The sequence below is a fragment of the Rhodococcus jostii NBRC 16295 genome (assembly GCF_001894825.1).
Taxonomy (GTDB): Bacteria; Actinomycetota; Actinomycetes; order Mycobacteriales; family Mycobacteriaceae; genus Rhodococcus_F; species Rhodococcus_F jostii.
In genome coordinates, this window is record NZ_BCWY01000003.1 from 64,548 (window position 1) to 79,445 (window position 14,898).

Consider the following 14,898-nt stretch of genomic DNA (forward strand, 5'->3'; position numbering starts at 1 on the left):
TCTAGACGGCGACGCCGATGTATTTGGTCTCGAGGAATTCGTCGATGCCGGTGGTCCCGCCTTCGCGCCCGAGCCCGGATTCCTTCACCCCGCCGAACGGCGCAGCCGGGTTCGACACCACACCCTGGTTGAGCCCGACCATGCCCGATTCCAGCGCCTCGCACACGCGGATTCCGCGCTTGAGGCTTTCGGTGTACACGTAGGCCACCAGCCCGTACGGGGTGTCGTTGGCCCGCTCGACTGCCTCGGCCTCGGTCTCGAACGTGCTGATCGCGGCCACGGGACCGAAGATCTCGTTGTGGCACATCTCGGCGTCGTCGGGAACCCCCGTCAGGACCGTCGCCGGATAGAAGTTGCCCGGGCGGTCGAGGCGATCGCCGCCGGTGAGCACGGCGGCTCCGCGTTCGACGGCGTCCGCGACGAGACTGCCCACCTTGGCGACGGCGGCCTCGTCGATCAGCGGTCCGACGACGACCCCGTCCTCGGTGCCCCGTCCGACGGGCAGGGCCTCCATCCGCTGCGTGAGCTTGCGGGTGAACTCCTCGGCCACCGAACTGTGCACGAGGATGCGGTTGGCGGCCGTGCATGCCTGACCGATGTTGCGCATCTTCGCCGCCATGGCCCCGTCGACGGCGTCGTCGAGGTTCGCGTCGTCGAAGACGAGGAACGGCGCGTTGCCGCCGAGTTCCATGGACGTGCGCATGACCGTGCGGGCGCACAGTTCGAGCAGATGCTTCCCGACCTTCGTCGAGCCGGTGAACGAGAGCTTGCGGGCCCTGCCGTCGAGGATCAGGGGAGTGATCACCTCGTCCGGGCTGGAGGTGGTGACGACGTTGACGACGCCGTCCGGCAGCCCGGCCTCGGTGAGGATGTCGGCGAGCGCCAGGATCGACAGCGGCGTCTGCGCTGCCGGTTTGATGACGGACGTGCATCCGGCGGCGATCGCGGGCCCGATTTTGCGGGTGCCCATCGCCATCGGGAAGTTCCACGGGGTGATGAGCAGGCTCGGCCCGACGGGCTGCTTGGTGACGAGGAACCGTGACCCGCCGCCCGGCGCCGTCATGTATCCGCCGTCGATGCGGACGGCCTCCTCGGCGAACCAGCGGAAGAACTCTGCGGCGTAGACGATTTCGCCGCGGGCCTCCGTGAGCGGTTTGCCCATTTCGAGCGTCATGACGAGCGCCAGCCGGTCGACGTTCTCGAGCAGCAGTCGGTGCGCGTTCATGAGGATGGTGCTGCGTTCACGGGGTGTGGTGGCCGCCCACGACGGTTGCGCCGCGACCGCCGCATCCAACGCCTCGCGGGCCTCCGCCGCGTCGGCGTCGGCGACCGTGCACAGGATCTGTCCGGTGGACGGGTCGTGTACCGGCATGGTGCGGGCGCTGTCGCGCCACTTGCCGCCGATGAAGAGGCCGGTCTGTACCGATCCGATTGCTGCTTCCTCGAGCATGGTTACTCCCGATTCTCCGTTGCCGAAGTGACGTGGCCCATGTTATACAGATTGTTGACAATCTGACAATGCACATTGCCGACATTCAGCGGCATCTACGCGTGGGAGGGTTCTCGTGACTCGGTTATCTCCACTGCTCGCACAGGCCACACCCGTGACGGTCGATCACGGTGAAGGCTGCTACCTCTACGGCACCGACGGTCGCCGCTATCTCGATTTCACCGCGGGCATCGGCGTCACCAGCACCGGGCACTGCCATCCGCACGTCGTGGAGGCCGCGCGACGGCAGGTCGGCTCCCTCATCCACGGCCAGTACACGACGGTCATGCACCGGCCGATGCTCGAACTGATCGAGCGCCTGGGTTCGGTGCTGCCCGAGGGCCTCGACTCGCTGTTCTTCGCGAACTCGGGAAGTGAGGCCGTCGAGGCGTCGCTCCGACTGTCGCGGCAGGCGACCGGCAGGCCCAACGTGATCGTGTTCCACGGCGGATTCCACGGACGCACGGTCGCGACGGCAACGATGACCACATCCGGCACCCGGTTCTCGGCCGGTTTCAGCCCGCTGATGGGCGGCGTCCACGTGGCCCCGTTCCCCAACGCCTACCGCTACGGCTGGTCGGAGGAGGAGGCGACCGCGTTCGCGCTGAAGGAACTCGACTACATCTTCGCGACGCTCACCGCGCCGAACGAGACGGCGGCGTTCGTCGTCGAACCCGTCCTCGGTGAGGGCGGCTACGTGCCCGGCAACACCGCGTTCTTCCAGGGACTCCGCGAGCGTGCCGACAAGTACGGCATCCTGCTCGTCATCGACGAGATCCAGACCGGTTTCGGTCGCACCGGCAAGTTCTTCGGGCACCAGCACTTCGACGTCCGGCCCGACATCATCACCATCGCCAAGGGTCTGGCCAGCGGCTTCCCGCTGTCGGGCATCGCGGCGTCCGAGGAGCTCATGGCCAAAGGCTGGCCGGGCTCGCAGGGCGGCACGTACGGCGGGAACGCCGTGTCCTGCGCGGCCGCGGTCGCGACGCTCGAGGTCATCGAGAAGGAAGACCTCGTGGCCAACGCCGCCGCACGCGGCGTCCAGTTGCTCGAGGGTGCGCGCACACGGGCCATCGACGGGATCGGCGACGTCCGCGGCCTCGGACTGCTCGTGGGCAGCGAGTTCACGGCCGCCGACGGCACCGCGGACCGTGCGAAAGCGGCTGCGGCGCAGCAGCTGGCCGCGAAGAAGGGGCTGCTGCTGCTGACCTGCGGCGCCCACATGAACGTGGTACGGATGATTCCACCGCTCATCGTGACGTCGGAACAGATCGAGGACGCCCTGAAGATCTGGTCCGAGGTACTCGATGAAGTGTGACAAGCACCTGTGAGTACTTATTAACCGCGGGCGGTTAATAAGTACTCACAGGCTCCGAAGGAGGAATCGTGGCTCGCTACATCACCATCACCCTGGACAAGCGCGGCGTGACCTGCCGCGCCCGGCTGCTCGACGAGGACGCGCCACTCACGTGCGACGCGGTGTGGGACGTCCTCCCGCAGAGCGGCGACGCGTACCACGCCAAGTACGCGCGCAACGAGGTATACACCCTCATTTCGCGGATCACCGCGGCACCGCGGCGGGAAAATCCCACCGTCACACCGATTCCCGGCGACGTCTGCCTGTTCGATTTCGAGCCCTGGGAGATCGGCAACTCCGCCTACGGGTACGAGCCCGGCTCCGAGGCGCATGCCGCGCAAGGCGCCACCGACCTCGCGATCTTCTACGGCCGCAACAACCTCCTGCTCAACGGTGACGTCGGCTGGGTGCCCGGCAACGTGTTCGCGGCCATCGAGGAGGGACTGCCGGAACTGGCGGGCGCCTGCAACGACCTCTGGATGCGCGGGGTCGAAGGGGAGACGATGAGCTTCGCCAGGGCCTGATTTCTCCGGAGCGGTCCAGCGCGTGCCGGATGGCCCTCGACGAGGGCCACCGGTGGCCACCATCATCGGACGGTATGAAGCTGGACATCCATCAGATCGACGCGTTCGCCGCCGGACCGTTCGAGGGCAACCCGGCGGCGGTCATGCCGTTGACCGACTGGCTCGACGATTCGGTTCTTCAGCAAGTGGCCGAAGAGAACAACCTGTCCGAGACGGCGTTCTACACGGCTCGCGTTCCCGAGGACGCGGGACCTCACGACCCGGAGCGTCCTGCCTATCACCTGCGGTGGTTCACTCCGGCGGTCGAGGTGGATCTGTGCGGCCATGCCACCCTCGCCACGGCCGCGCAGATTTTCGAGGACGTGCACCCGGACGCCGATCGCATCCAGTTCTGGACGCGCAGCGGGTGGCTGAACGTCGATCGGGGGCCGGACGCGACACTGGTGATGGATTTCCCGGCCGAACCGCCCGTCCCGACCACCGTCGATCCCCGGATCGTCGCAGCACTCCGCATTCCGGTGGGCGAGTGCCTGAAGGCCACCGACCTCGTGTTCGTTGCGGAATCCGAGCACGACATCGCGTCGATGGTCCCCGACTTCGCCGTGATCAGCCCGCTGAAGGTGCGCGGCGTCGTCGTCACCGCCGCGTCGGACATGAACGGAGTCGACTTCGTGTCGCGATGGTTCGGTGCCGCCGCCGGCGTTCGGGAAGACCCGGTGACGGGTTCCGCGCACTCGCAGATCGCGCCGTACTGGGCTCACGTCCTCGGCCGAAACAGCCTTGTCGGACGCCAATTGTCGGCGCGGGGAGGAACCGTTCACTGCGACGTGCGCGGCGACCGCGTCAGCCTCTCCGGGACGTACCGGCGTTACCTGAGGGGAACCGTCGAGTTCTAGCTGAAGACCTCCGCATACAGCGTCTCGATCTGGCCGGCGGTGGGCACGACCGGGTTGTTACCCGGCGATCCGGACGCCAGCGCCTGCTCGGCCATCAGCGGAATGAGGCCGTCCCAGGCGTCGCGGTCGATTCCGTAGGTGAGCGGCGTCGGGACCTTCAGCTCGTGACACAGCGAAGTCAGGGTTTCGACGAGGAACTGTGCGGCGACGGCGTCGTTCGCCGATTCGGGCGCGGCGCCGAACGCCCGGGCACAGTCGGCGTAGCGGCTCTCCGCTCCCTTCACCGAGAACGCGGTGATCGCGGGAAGCAGCATCGCGTTCGACAGCCCGTGCGCGACATGGAAATGCGCACCGATCGGCCGGCTCATCCCGTGGACCAGTGCCACGCTGGAGTTGGAGAACGCCATACCGGCTTGCATGGACGCGACCATCATCGCCTCTCTCGCGGTGCGGTCGTCACCGTCCTCGTAAGCCGTGACGATGTGCTTACCGATCGTGCGGATCGCGGAGAGCGCGAGTCCGTCGGTGAACGGCTGGGCCTTCTTGCTCACGTACGCCTCGATGGCGTGCGTGAGTGCGTCGATGCCGGTGTCGGCGGTGAGCCGCGGCGGCATCGACAGCGTGAGTTCGAAATCGACGATCGCGGCGATGGGCAGGAAGGACAGCCCCGGGCACAGCATCTTCTCATCGGAAGTGCTGTCGCTGATCACCGTGAACTGCGTCGCCTCGGAGCCGCTTCCGGCGGTGGTCGGTATCGCGATGATCGGCAGCGCCTTCCCGGTGTAGACGTGCGGTGCCTTGTACGACCGCATCTCGCCGCCGTTCGCGGACAGCACGGCGAGCGCCTTGGCGGTGTCCATCGGGCTTCCGCCGCCGAACCCGATCACCGAATCCGCGTTGTGGTCGGCGACGATCCTCAGCCCTTCCTCCAGGGAATCGGTGGTGGGGTCGGGCACGGTGCCGGAGAACAGGGCCGGCTCCTTGCCCGCGGACCTGAGGAGGCTCATGATCCGGTCGGCCGCGCCGGTGCCGGTCAGATAGGAGTCGGTGACGAGAACCGGCCTCTGCAGACCCAATTGGGCGACAACCGAGCCGATCTCGTCGACTGCTCCGGCCCCGATTCTGGCGAAACGGGGGAGTGAGAGGTGTGCGGTCATGGGAGAGGTTCCTTAGTTGTTCTGGGGGAATCCGAGGTTGAGGCCGCCGTGGCTGGGGTCGAGCCAGCGGGTGGTGACGACCTTGCCGCGGGTGAAGAAGTGGACGCCCTCGGTGCCGTGCGCGTGGCTGTCACCGAAGAGGGAGTTCTTCCAGCCGCCGAAGCTGTAGTACGCCATGGGGACGGGGATGGGGACGTTGATGCCGACCATGCCGACCTCGACCTCGTTCTGGAACCGGCGGGCAGCGCCGCCGTCGTTGGTGAAGATGGCGGTGCCGTTGCCGAACTGGCTGGAGTTCACCAATTCCAGGGCCTCGTCGTACGTCTCGACGCGGATCACGGACAGGACGGGTCCGAAGATTTCGTCGGTGTAGACGCTCATGTCGGTGGTGACGTGGTCGATCAGGGTCGGTCCGAGCCAGAACCCGTCCTTGCCGCCGTCGGCCTGGACGGTCCGGCCGTCGACGACGATGGTGGCCCCGTCGTTTTCGCCGGCGTCGATGTAGGAGGCGACCTTGTCGCGGTGCACCTTCGTCACCAGCGGGCCCATGTCGGAGTCCTTGGTGCCGTCGCCGATCTTCAGCGTGTCGGTGCGCTCCTTGATCTTGCCGACCAGTTCGTCGGCGATGTCGCCGACCGCGACCAGGGCGGAAATCGCCATGCAGCGTTCGCCGGCGGACCCGAAGCCGGCGTTGACCATGGCATCGGCGGCCAGGTCGAGGTCGGCGTCGGGCAGGACGATGGCGTGGTTCTTCGCCCCGCCCAATGCCTGGACGCGCTTGCCGTGGGCGGTGCCCGTGGCGTACACGTACTGCGCGATCGGGGTGGACCCGACGAAGCTGATGGCCTTGATCGCCGGGTTCGTCAACAGTTCGTCGACGGCGGTCTTGTCGCCCTGGAGGACGTTGAACACCCCGGCCGGGAGGCCGGCCTCGGCCCAGAGTTCGGCCATCCAGATCGCGGCGGTCGGGTCCTTCTCGGACGGCTTCAAGACGACGGTGTTGCCGACGGCGATGGCGATGGGGAAGAACCACATCGGGACCATGGCGGGGAAGTTGAACGGGGAGATGATGCCGACCGGGCCGACGGGCTGGCGGATGGAGGAGACGTCGACGTTGGTGGACGCGTTTTCGGTCATGCCGCCCTTGAGCAGGTGGGGCATGCCGCAGGCGAATTCGACGACTTCCTGGCCGCGGGAGACCTCACCCAATGCGTCGGAGACGACCTTGCCGTGTTCGGCGGTGATGATCTCCGCGAGTTCACCCTTGCGCTCGTTGAGCAGTTCCCGGAACTTGAACACGATGGCGGAACGCTTGGCGAGGGAGGTGTCGCGCCAGGCGGGGAACGCGGCCGCTGCGGCATCGATCACCGCGCGGGCGTCCTCGACGCTGGCGAGGGCGACCTTGCCGGTGACGGCACCGGTCGCCGGGTTCGTCACCGGAGCGGTGTCGACGCTTGTTCCGGGGTACGACTTGTTGTTGAGCCAGTGCGAGATAACGGCCATGGGAATTCACTCCTGGGAAGGTGGGGTTGACCACGAGTCTGCTGGGCAACATTGCCTGCGTCAACGAGTAAAATGGCACTTCGGACTGCACATTTGCACGGGAGGCGAGGATGTTTACCGCGGACAACATGCGATACCTCCTGGAGTTGTCGAGAACAGGCCGTCTCGCGGACGCGGCGAAGCGACTCGGTGTCGATCACACGACCGTGTCGCGGAGAATCACCCGACTCGAGAAAGACACGGGCACCAGACTTTTCGACCGTGGTGTGTCGGGGTGGCAGCTCACCGAAGCGGGGCGGAGGCTGGTGCCCCACGCGGAGGCCGTGGAATCTGCGGTGCTCGCCGCGCAGGACGAGACGTCGTCGCTGGGCGGGCTCACCGGTACCGTCCGGATCATCACGCCCGACGGTTTCGGATCGTTCGTGCTGGTGCCGGGTCTGGCAGCGGTGCGGGCGGAGCACCCCGATCTGTTCACCGAACTCGTCACGTCGACCACCCACGACCTGCTGACCGGGCGCGACTTCGACATCGCGGTCACGCTCGAGCGTCCGTCGCCGCGGTCCGTCGTGGTCCGCAAACTGGCCGACTACGACCTTCGTCTGTACGCGTCACGGCACTACCTGGACGAACACGACCCCATCGCGTCACTCGACGATCTCCGGAACCACACCCTCATCTGGTACGTGGATGCGTTCCTCGACGTCGAACCGCTGCGCATTCTGGACGCGCTGATTCCGGATTTCCAGGCGCAGATACAGACCAACAACATCGCGGGCCACTACCAGGCCGTGAAGCACGGTGTCGGGATCGCGCCGCTGCCGAGTTACATCGGGGCGTTGGACGAGGACCTCGTGCCGCTTCTGCCCGACGACTTCATCGCCCACCGCACCTACTGGCTGGTCGTACCGCGGGAACTGACGCGACTCGCGCGGGTGAAGGCGATCACCGAGGCGCTCTACTCCATCGTCGACGGCAATCCCGAACTGCGCGGCGCGGCAGGGTAACTCACTGCTCGGTCGGGGCGGGCCCGGTGCTCTCGCGGACGACGAGTTCGGTGGGGAGTGTGATTTCCCGTCCCGTTCCGCCGCCGATGATGTCGAGCAGCAGCTGTGCGGCCTCTCGTCCCTTGTCGACGAGCGGCTGCCGGACGGTGGTGAGTCCGGCGGCCCGGGCCGCCGGGATGTCGTCGAAGCCGACCACCGACAGGTCCTCCGGTACGCGGAGCCCACGTTCCTGCGCGACGTCGAGGGCCGCGAGCGCCAGCAGGTCGGATGCCGCGACGACGGCGGTCACAGGACCGGCATCGAGCAGCGTCTCGACGGCCGTGCGGGACAGCTCGTAGTCGAATCCGCCGGCCTCGACGACCACGGCGGACGACCACGGCACCGTGAATTTGCGGCAGGCGGAGGCGTATCCGGCGAGGCGCTCCTTCATCACGTGATCGCGCGCCGCCCGGGTGCGGGCGGCGTCGACGGGGCCGCCCTTGCCGTCGGGTACGAGCCGGTCGACGAGAAACCCGACACGCCGGTGGCCTAGTGCCAGAACGTGTTCCGCGATCTCCTTGGCGGCCTGCCGATCCCGGATTCCCACCCGCGGGAGCCCGCCCGGATTGGGGCCGTCGATCACGACTATCGGCAGCCGGCGGCTCATCGCCGTCTGCATTCCGGGGTGGCCGTCCGGCATCGCGTAGGCGAGGAAGCCGTCCACAGCGCCCCGCACCAGCACGCCGGACCCCTCGGCGACACGGGTCGACTCGAGGGGGCAGGGAAGCAGCGTCAGCGCGACCTCGGCGAGTTCACCGACCTCCGAGATGCCCTTCAGCAATTGCGCTGTGGCCGGATCGTCGAAGGCGTAGCGCAGCGAGTCGGTGATCATCAGCCCCAGCGCACCGACCGTCCCGGTGCGGAGGTTGCGGCCCGCGGGGTTGGGTCCGGCGTAGCCGAGTTCGGCCGCGATCTGGAAGATGTGGGCGCGTCGCGCTGCGGACAGCTTGTGGGGCTGGTTGTACGCATACGAGACCGCGGCCTGGGACACGCCGGCCGCTCGGGCGACGTCGTGCATCGTGGTCACGAATGCTGTTCCTCTCCGTCGCACGGTTACCGGGCCCAGCTTATCGGCCGGTCGGTGCCGGTCGGCCGGGTGTCAGCCGGCCCTGGCGAAGGCGGCGTCATCGTCGTCCTCACGCCGGTCCAGGCGAACTAGTGTGCCCATGACGTTGCGGGCCAGCACCTGCTGGTCGGTGATCGTCAGCTGTCCCCGCCAGGAGCCGAGGAAGGTCCACGTCCACGACATGAGCGTGGACAGCCGACTCCGGAACCCGACGACGTAGACGACGTGGACGGCCAGCCACAGGATCCAGGCCGACAGTCCCGCGAGTTCGATGCCCCCGACCTTCGCGACCGCGGTGAACCTCGAGATCGTCGCCATCGACCCCTTGTCCCGGTAGCGGAAGGGAGCGCGGTCGGGTGGTGAGCCGGGTGCGCGCGCGTCGGCCGCGATCTGCCGCGCCGCGTAGCGGCCACCCTGGATGGCGACCTGCGCCACGCCGGGGAGGCGGTCGCGCGCCATCATGTCGCCGATCACGAACACTTCCCGGTGCCCCGGTACCGTCAGGTCCTCGCGGACGGCAATCCTGCCGGCGCGGTCGAGTTCTGCCTCCGACTGCTCGGCGAGCCGCCGGGCCAGGGGACTGGCTTCCACTCCCGCCGACCACACCTTGCACGTGGAGTCGATGCGGACGGTCTCGCCTCGCTCGTCCTTGATCGTCACCCCGTCCGCGTCGACGTCGGTGACCGTCGCGCCGAGCCGCACCTCGACCCCGATCTTCTCGAGGCTCTCGGCGGCGGTGGACCCGAGCCGGTCGCCGAACGGCGGCAGCACCGCGGACGCGGCGTCGAGCAGGACGATCCGCGCGTCGCGGGTGTCGAAGTTCCGGTACGCGCCGACGAGCGTGCGGTGGGCCAGTTCGGCGATCTGACCGGCCATTTCCACCCCGGTGGGTCCGGCGCCGACCACCACGAACGTCAGGAGGCGGGCCCGCTCCTCGGCATCGGTGGACAGTTCGGCGCGTTCGAACGCGCCCAGGATCCGGCCACGAAGTTCGAGTGCGTCGTCGATGGTCTTCATACCGGGGGCGTGTTCGGCAAAGTGGTCGTTACCGAAGTACGACTGCCGGGCTCCGGCCGAGACGATCAGACTGTCGTATCCGGTGGTGGTCGTTCTGCCCTGGTGGGTCGACGTAATCCTGCGCGCCGCCAGGTCGATGTCGGTGACGTCGCCCAGCATCACCGAGGCGTTCGACTGCTTCTTCAACACCATCCGGGTCGACGGTGCGATCTCGCCCTCGGACAGGATGCCCGTCGCCACCTGGTACAGCAGCGGCTGGAACAGGTGGTGGCTGGTGCGGTCGACGATGACCACGTCGACGTCGGCCCGGCGTAACGCCTTCGCGGCGAACAGGCCGCCGAATCCGGAACCGATGATCACCACGCGATGACGCGCCTCGGGGCGGGCAGAGGTATTCATGACAAAGTCTTCCCGGTTACTGGTAGGGGTGACGCGTGCCGCCCGACACACGGGGTGTCGGGCGGCACGGTGGACACGACGCACCGGGGACTCGAATGTCGGTTCAGGACCCAGCGTGTCGCGAGATCACCTGCGGGACCGGCGACGCCGTTGTCAGCTGCCCTGGATGCGGGTGATCAGATCTGTGAGGTAGGTGTAGCTCTTCTTCGCGGCGTCGAGGCCACCGCACTCGACCGACAGGACGACGTCGTGATCGGCCTCGTGCAGGGTCTTCACGATCCGTTCCCAGTCGATGACGCCGTCGCCGCAGGCGCAGCCGAGCATGCCCCGGACCTTGCCGCGCAGCCTCTTCGCGTCCTCGACACCGATGTCCTTGGCGTGCAGGTGCGTGACCCCGCCGACGATCTGCTCGAGCCACTCGTGCGGGTCGTTCTCGCTGAGGTAGCTGTTGCCGGTGTCGAGGTTGATCGTCAGCGCCGGGCTGTCGATCAGCGTCATGATCTTCGCGAGACGCTCGGGGGTCGCGGTGTACTCGCCGTGCGTCTCGATCGCGATCTTGATGCCGCGCGGTTCGGCCACCTTCGCGGCCTCCTGCAGCGTGTACCGCATCAGCGTGTAGTTCTCCGCCTCCGTGGTCCACGTCGGCAGCGGTCCGTCGTCGACCATGATCATCGGCGAACCGACCTCGGCGGCATAGCGGATCGACTGCTTCAGGTAGTCGACGCTCACGTCCGGTTTGGCCAGCGGCGCATGGCTGGACAGCGACGAGATGGTCAGCCCCCGGGATTCGGCGGCGTCCCGCATGATCAGCGGGTCGTCGAGCATCGACCGGGTGTGGAAGTACCCGGCCGTGCTCAGCAACTCGCGGCCCCAGTAGACCATCGGCTCGACGTACTTGTAGCCGATCTCCGCTGCCTGATCCATCGCCCAGTCGAACGAGCCGTTCTCGAAGCGGGCGTATTCCAGGTTCAGACCGAGTTTGATGTCACCCATGACGGTCTCCGATCAGAATCCGCGTTGCGCGACGTAGTCGTCGCGGACCTCGCCGTGGTAGGCGGGAACGGTGATGTCCCACCATCCGGTCGGGTGCATTTCCGTCCACGGCAGTTCGTGGGCGCTCATCGCCTCGATGATCACCGGGCCCGGCGTCGCGAACGCACGCTCGATCGCGTCGGCCAGCTTCTCCGGGTCCTCGACGCGTTCGGCGCTGCAGCCGAGCGACTGAGCGAACCGGGTGATGTCGGCGAAATACGGTGTCCCGTCGAGATTCTTCCAGCCGGAGATGATTTCGCGTTCTGCACCGAACAGGCTGATCTGAAGGTCCTTGATCGCTTCCCAGCCGCCGTTGTTGAGTACGACGATCACCAGCGGCACTCCGAGCATGGCCGCGGTCGCGATCTCGGTGCCGGTCTGGAGGAAGCTGCCGTCGCCGACCATCGCCAGGACCGGGGTGTCCGGGGCACCGATCTGCGCACCGATCGCGGCCGGTACACCGAATCCGATGCCGGAGAAGCCGCCGGCCACGATGTTGGTCTTCGGGCCGTAGATCGGGAACTCGTTGAACGCCTGGTTCGCCGGGTTGCTCGAATCGGTGACCAGAATGCCCTCGCGCGGAAGGGCCTTGCGGATCTCGACCATGGCACGCGAATTGGTCATCGGCAGGTAGTCGGTGGTCCGCATCGGGCGCAGGTGCTCGTCCCACTGCGCCTTGAGGTCCTGCAGTTCGGCGAAGTAGTCGGTGCTGCGGTAGTCGAGCGCCGGCCCGAGATCGGCGAGCACGTCGCGCAGCGCGGCGAGGGACGTTTTCGCGTCGCCCACGACGCCGACCTCCACCGGGTAGTTGCGGCCGATCTCGAAACCGTCGATGTCGATCTGCACCAGCTTGGTGTTCGGGATGTCGAACGTGACCCCGGGGCGGTACGACGACGTGATGCGGTCACTGAACCGGCAGCCGACCGCGAGGATCACGTCGGCGGTGCGGGTCACGCCGTTGCCGGGGATCGACCCCATGTCGCCGCACGGCCACGCGTAGAGGTCGTGGTCGGCCGGGAACGCGCCCTTGCCCTGGAACGAGTGTGTGACCGGCGCGCCGAGGTGCTCGGCGACGGCCATCAGCTCGGCGGCAGCCTCGGCATGGATGACGCCGCCGCCGGCCACGATGACAGGACGTTTCGCACCGGCGAGCAGGCGGGCGGCCTCGGCGATCACTGCGGGATCGCCGGTTGCGCGGGTGGCGGGACGGCGGGCGCCGGTGTCGGGGGTGTAGTCGCCGTACTCGGCCTGCAGGTCCTGCGGGATGTCGACGAGCACAGGTCCCCGCCTGCCCTCGTGCATGGTGTTGAACGCCTGCGCCAGGGCGACGGGCAGCTGTTCGAGGCGGCTGGGCTGCCACCAGCGCTTGACGACGGGCTCGACCATACGGGGAAAGTTGTTGCCGTGCGGGCGGTCGATTTCCTGGAGCACCCCGCGGTTCTCCATGTAGGTGTGCACCGCGCCGGTGATCAGGAGCATCGGCATCGAGTCGGCGAAGGCCGTCGCGAGTCCGGTGAGGGTGTTGGTGGCGCCCGGTCCGATCGAGGTACAGATCGCGGCGATCTTGCCGGAGGCCCGGTAGTAGCCGTCGGCCATGTGCGCGGCGCCCTGCTCGTGCATCGCGGGCACGAGTTCGATCTCGTCGGCCCGGTCGACGAACGCGTCGAGGAGGGCGGTGTTGCCGTGTCCGGGGATCGCGAAGACCTTCTCGACTCCCTCGCGGATGAGGAAGTCGACGACCATCTGTCCGCCGGTGAGTTTCTGTGTTGTCATCGAGAGAACTTTCTGCGTGTGGTGGGGGCGACGCGTCACAGGGACGCGGACTCGGCCGGGGTGTGGTGTGTGCGTGTCGCGACACGGTCGGTAATGACCTCCGCGACGCGGAAGGCGTTGGCCGCGATGGACAGTGCGGGGTTCATCACGGGCAGGGACGGAAAGAAGGACGAGTCGACGACGTAGAGGTTGTCGACGTCGTGGGCGCGGCAGTCGGCGTCGAGCACCGAGGTGGCGGGGTCGGTGCCCGCTCGCACGGTGCCGGCCTGGTGGGAGTTGACCTCGATGCCGGTGCCCTGGCTGAAGACGAACGGATAGCCGATCTTGCGGAGGATCTTCCGCATCTCCCGCACGAGGACCTCGTGAGCGCGCGTGTTGTTGGGGGTCCACGCGATCTGGATGTTGCCGTCGTCGGTGAGGGTGACGCGGTTGTCCGGTTCCGGCAGGTCCTCGGTGAACAGCCACCAGTCGATGCTGCGTGCCGTGGCCTGGCTGAGCGCCCACTTGGGGATCAGCGGCCGTTGGCCCTTCACCATCTCGCCCTGCAACTTGCCGATGAGCTGCACGTGCCCGAGCGGGTAGGGGTGATCTGCCGTGCCGCTGGTGTAGAAGTCGTTGATGTACAACGTCTTCTGGAACTCGGACGTGTTCTTCTTCAGCGGGTTGATGCCCACCATGATGGAATTGTTGTGCACCATGTAGTTTCGTCCGACCATGCCGGACGAGTTGGCGAGACCGTCCGGGTGCTCGGCGCTCGCCGACCGGAGCAGCAGGGCCGCGGAATTGACGGCGCCGCAGGACACCACGACGGTGCGTGCGTCGACGACGAGTTCGGTACCGCGGTGCCGGAGTCGGACCCCGGTAGCGCGCTGTCCGGTCGAGTCGGTGAGTACCCGCTCGACGTAGGCGTTGGTCAGCAGTTCCACCGATCCGGACGCGATGGCCGGCCGGACGCAGCGCACATCCGCGTCCGATTTCGCCAGCAACCGGCACGGGAATCCGTCGCAGGTCTGACATCGGATGCACCCGCCGCCGTCCCGGAGGTCGATGCCCAGCGGAATGTTCGACGGGGTGTACCCGAGGCGCCGCAATGCGTCGGCGGCCTCCTGCACCGGTGGTTCGTGGCCGATCGCCGGGTAGGGGAAGGGTTCGTCGCGGGGGAGGGTGGGATCGTCGAACTGGTCGCCGTGGACCCGGTACACCTCTTCTGCCCGTGCGTAATACGGCGCGAAGTCGTCGTACGAGAACGGCCACTCGGGCGACTCGCCTGCCTCGTGTTCCGTCGACTGGAAGTCTTCGCGCCGGAACCGGACGAGCGAAGACCCGTACAGTTTCGTGTTGCCGCCGACGTAGTAGTACGTGCCTGGACTGAAGGGTTTGCCCGACGTGTCGTACCACTGCTCGGCGTTCGCGTACCGGTGTCCTTCGAAGATCTCCCGGGGATCCCAGTTCTGCTTCTCCTGGGGCAGGAAGTCGCCGCGCTCGATCAGCAGCACATCGACTCCCGAGTCCGCGAGCGCGTAGGCCAGTGTTCCACCGCCCATGCCGCTGCCGACGATGACGACGTCGTAGCTCTGTTTACTCGGTCCTGTGTGCTCCCCCACGGATGTGTCGCTCATGGGAACTGCTCCTCGGTCGTAGA

Annotated in this window: 12 protein-coding genes; 4 read left to right on the forward strand and 8 right to left on the reverse strand. The window is 67.3% G+C overall.

The window, feature by feature from the left end; genetic code table 11:
• Window position 1: 1 nt before the first annotated feature.
• Window positions 2-1,450 carry an NAD-dependent succinate-semialdehyde dehydrogenase gene (locus RJ1_RS03060; protein ID WP_073358427.1) on the reverse strand — a complete coding sequence of 483 codons (1,449 nt, stop codon included), beginning with the start codon at window positions 1,448-1,450 and terminating at the stop codon, window positions 2-4.
• 115 nt (window positions 1,451-1,565) lie between these two features.
• Between RJ1_RS03060 and RJ1_RS03065 the strand changes: the two genes are divergently transcribed.
• The 3 genes from RJ1_RS03065 to RJ1_RS03075 all read left to right on the forward strand — a co-directional run bounded on the left by RJ1_RS03065 (window position 1,566) and on the right by RJ1_RS03075 (window position 4,266).
• The gene (locus RJ1_RS03065) at window positions 1,566-2,807 is read left to right on the forward strand and encodes an aspartate aminotransferase family protein (RefSeq protein ID WP_073358428.1); all 1,242 of its coding nucleotides are present in this window, start codon (window positions 1,566-1,568) and stop codon (window positions 2,805-2,807) included.
• 68 nt (window positions 2,808-2,875) lie between these two features.
• Window positions 2,876-3,370, forward strand: a complete 495-nt coding sequence (locus RJ1_RS03070; RefSeq protein WP_073358429.1) for a DUF3830 family protein — start codon at window positions 2,876-2,878, stop codon at window positions 3,368-3,370.
• A gap of 74 nt (window positions 3,371-3,444) precedes the next feature.
• A complete protein-coding gene (locus RJ1_RS03075) occupies window positions 3,445-4,266 on the forward strand; it encodes a PhzF family phenazine biosynthesis protein (RefSeq protein ID WP_073358430.1) in 822 nt (273 codons plus the stop codon).
• Here RJ1_RS03075 and RJ1_RS03080 read toward each other — a convergent pair.
• Together RJ1_RS03080 and RJ1_RS03085 are read right to left on the reverse strand one after the other, a co-directional pair.
• Complete coding sequence (locus RJ1_RS03080; protein ID WP_073358431.1) at window positions 4,263-5,423, reverse strand: iron-containing alcohol dehydrogenase; 1,161 nt, start codon at window positions 5,421-5,423, stop codon at window positions 4,263-4,265. The genes RJ1_RS03075 and RJ1_RS03080 overlap by 4 nt on opposite strands.
• Window positions 5,424-5,435: 12 nt before the next feature.
• Window positions 5,436-6,926: a CoA-acylating methylmalonate-semialdehyde dehydrogenase gene (locus RJ1_RS03085; RefSeq protein WP_073358432.1), complete on the reverse strand. Its 1,491-nt coding sequence runs from the start codon at window positions 6,924-6,926 to the stop codon at window positions 5,436-5,438.
• 110 nt (window positions 6,927-7,036) lie between these two features.
• On the opposite strand from RJ1_RS03085, the gene RJ1_RS03090 reads away from it, so the two are divergent.
• A complete protein-coding gene (locus tag RJ1_RS03090; RefSeq protein WP_073358433.1) occupies window positions 7,037-7,930 on the forward strand; it encodes a LysR family transcriptional regulator in 894 nt (297 codons plus the stop codon).
• Window position 7,931: 1 nt separating this feature from the next.
• On the opposite strand, the gene RJ1_RS03095 is transcribed toward RJ1_RS03090, so the two are convergent.
• The 5 genes from RJ1_RS03095 to RJ1_RS03115 form a co-directional block, all read right to left on the reverse strand.
• Window positions 7,932-8,996, reverse strand: coding sequence for a LacI family DNA-binding transcriptional regulator (locus RJ1_RS03095; RefSeq protein WP_073358434.1), 1,065 nt, complete (start codon window positions 8,994-8,996; stop codon window positions 7,932-7,934).
• Window positions 8,997-9,068: 72 nt separating this feature from the next.
• Entirely contained in the window at window positions 9,069-10,451 is a 1,383-nt protein-coding gene (locus RJ1_RS03100; RefSeq protein ID WP_073358435.1) for an NAD(P)/FAD-dependent oxidoreductase, read from the reverse strand.
• A gap of 153 nt (window positions 10,452-10,604) precedes the next feature.
• Window positions 10,605-11,444: a sugar phosphate isomerase/epimerase family protein gene (locus tag RJ1_RS03105; protein WP_073358436.1), complete on the reverse strand. Its 840-nt coding sequence runs from the start codon at window positions 11,442-11,444 to the stop codon at window positions 10,605-10,607.
• Between the two features lie 12 nt (window positions 11,445-11,456).
• Complete coding sequence (locus RJ1_RS03110; RefSeq protein ID WP_073358668.1) at window positions 11,457-13,256, reverse strand: thiamine pyrophosphate-binding protein; 1,800 nt, start codon at window positions 13,254-13,256, stop codon at window positions 11,457-11,459.
• A 35-nt stretch (window positions 13,257-13,291) separates the two neighbouring features.
• Complete coding sequence (locus RJ1_RS03115; RefSeq protein ID WP_073358437.1) at window positions 13,292-14,875, reverse strand: GMC family oxidoreductase; 1,584 nt, start codon at window positions 14,873-14,875, stop codon at window positions 13,292-13,294.
• Between the last annotated feature and the right edge of the window lie 23 nt (window positions 14,876-14,898).

What these genes read in the sequence shown, in the direction of transcription:
- RJ1_RS03060 (WP_073358427.1), bottom strand. Translation starts at nt 1,450, where the DNA reads ATGCTCGAGGAAGCAGCAATCGGATCGGTACAGACCGGCCTCTTCATC.
- RJ1_RS03110 (WP_073358668.1), bottom strand. Translation starts at nt 13,256, where the DNA reads ATGACAACACAGAAACTCACCGGCGGACAGATGGTCGTCGACTTCCTC.
- RJ1_RS03100 (WP_073358435.1), bottom strand. Translation starts at nt 10,451, where the DNA reads ATGAATACCTCTGCCCGCCCCGAGGCGCGTCATCGCGTGGTGATCATC.
- RJ1_RS03075 (WP_073358430.1), top strand. Translation starts at nt 3,445, where the DNA reads ATGAAGCTGGACATCCATCAGATCGACGCGTTCGCCGCCGGACCGTTC.
- RJ1_RS03105 (WP_073358436.1), bottom strand. Translation starts at nt 11,444, where the DNA reads ATGGGTGACATCAAACTCGGTCTGAACCTGGAATACGCCCGCTTCGAG.
- RJ1_RS03080 (WP_073358431.1), bottom strand. Translation starts at nt 5,423, where the DNA reads ATGACCGCACACCTCTCACTCCCCCGTTTCGCCAGAATCGGGGCCGGA.
- RJ1_RS03090 (WP_073358433.1), top strand. Translation starts at nt 7,037, where the DNA reads ATGTTTACCGCGGACAACATGCGATACCTCCTGGAGTTGTCGAGAACA.
- RJ1_RS03085 (WP_073358432.1), bottom strand. Translation starts at nt 6,926, where the DNA reads ATGGCCGTTATCTCGCACTGGCTCAACAACAAGTCGTACCCCGGAACA.
- RJ1_RS03115 (WP_073358437.1), bottom strand. Translation starts at nt 14,875, where the DNA reads ATGAGCGACACATCCGTGGGGGAGCACACAGGACCGAGTAAACAGAGC.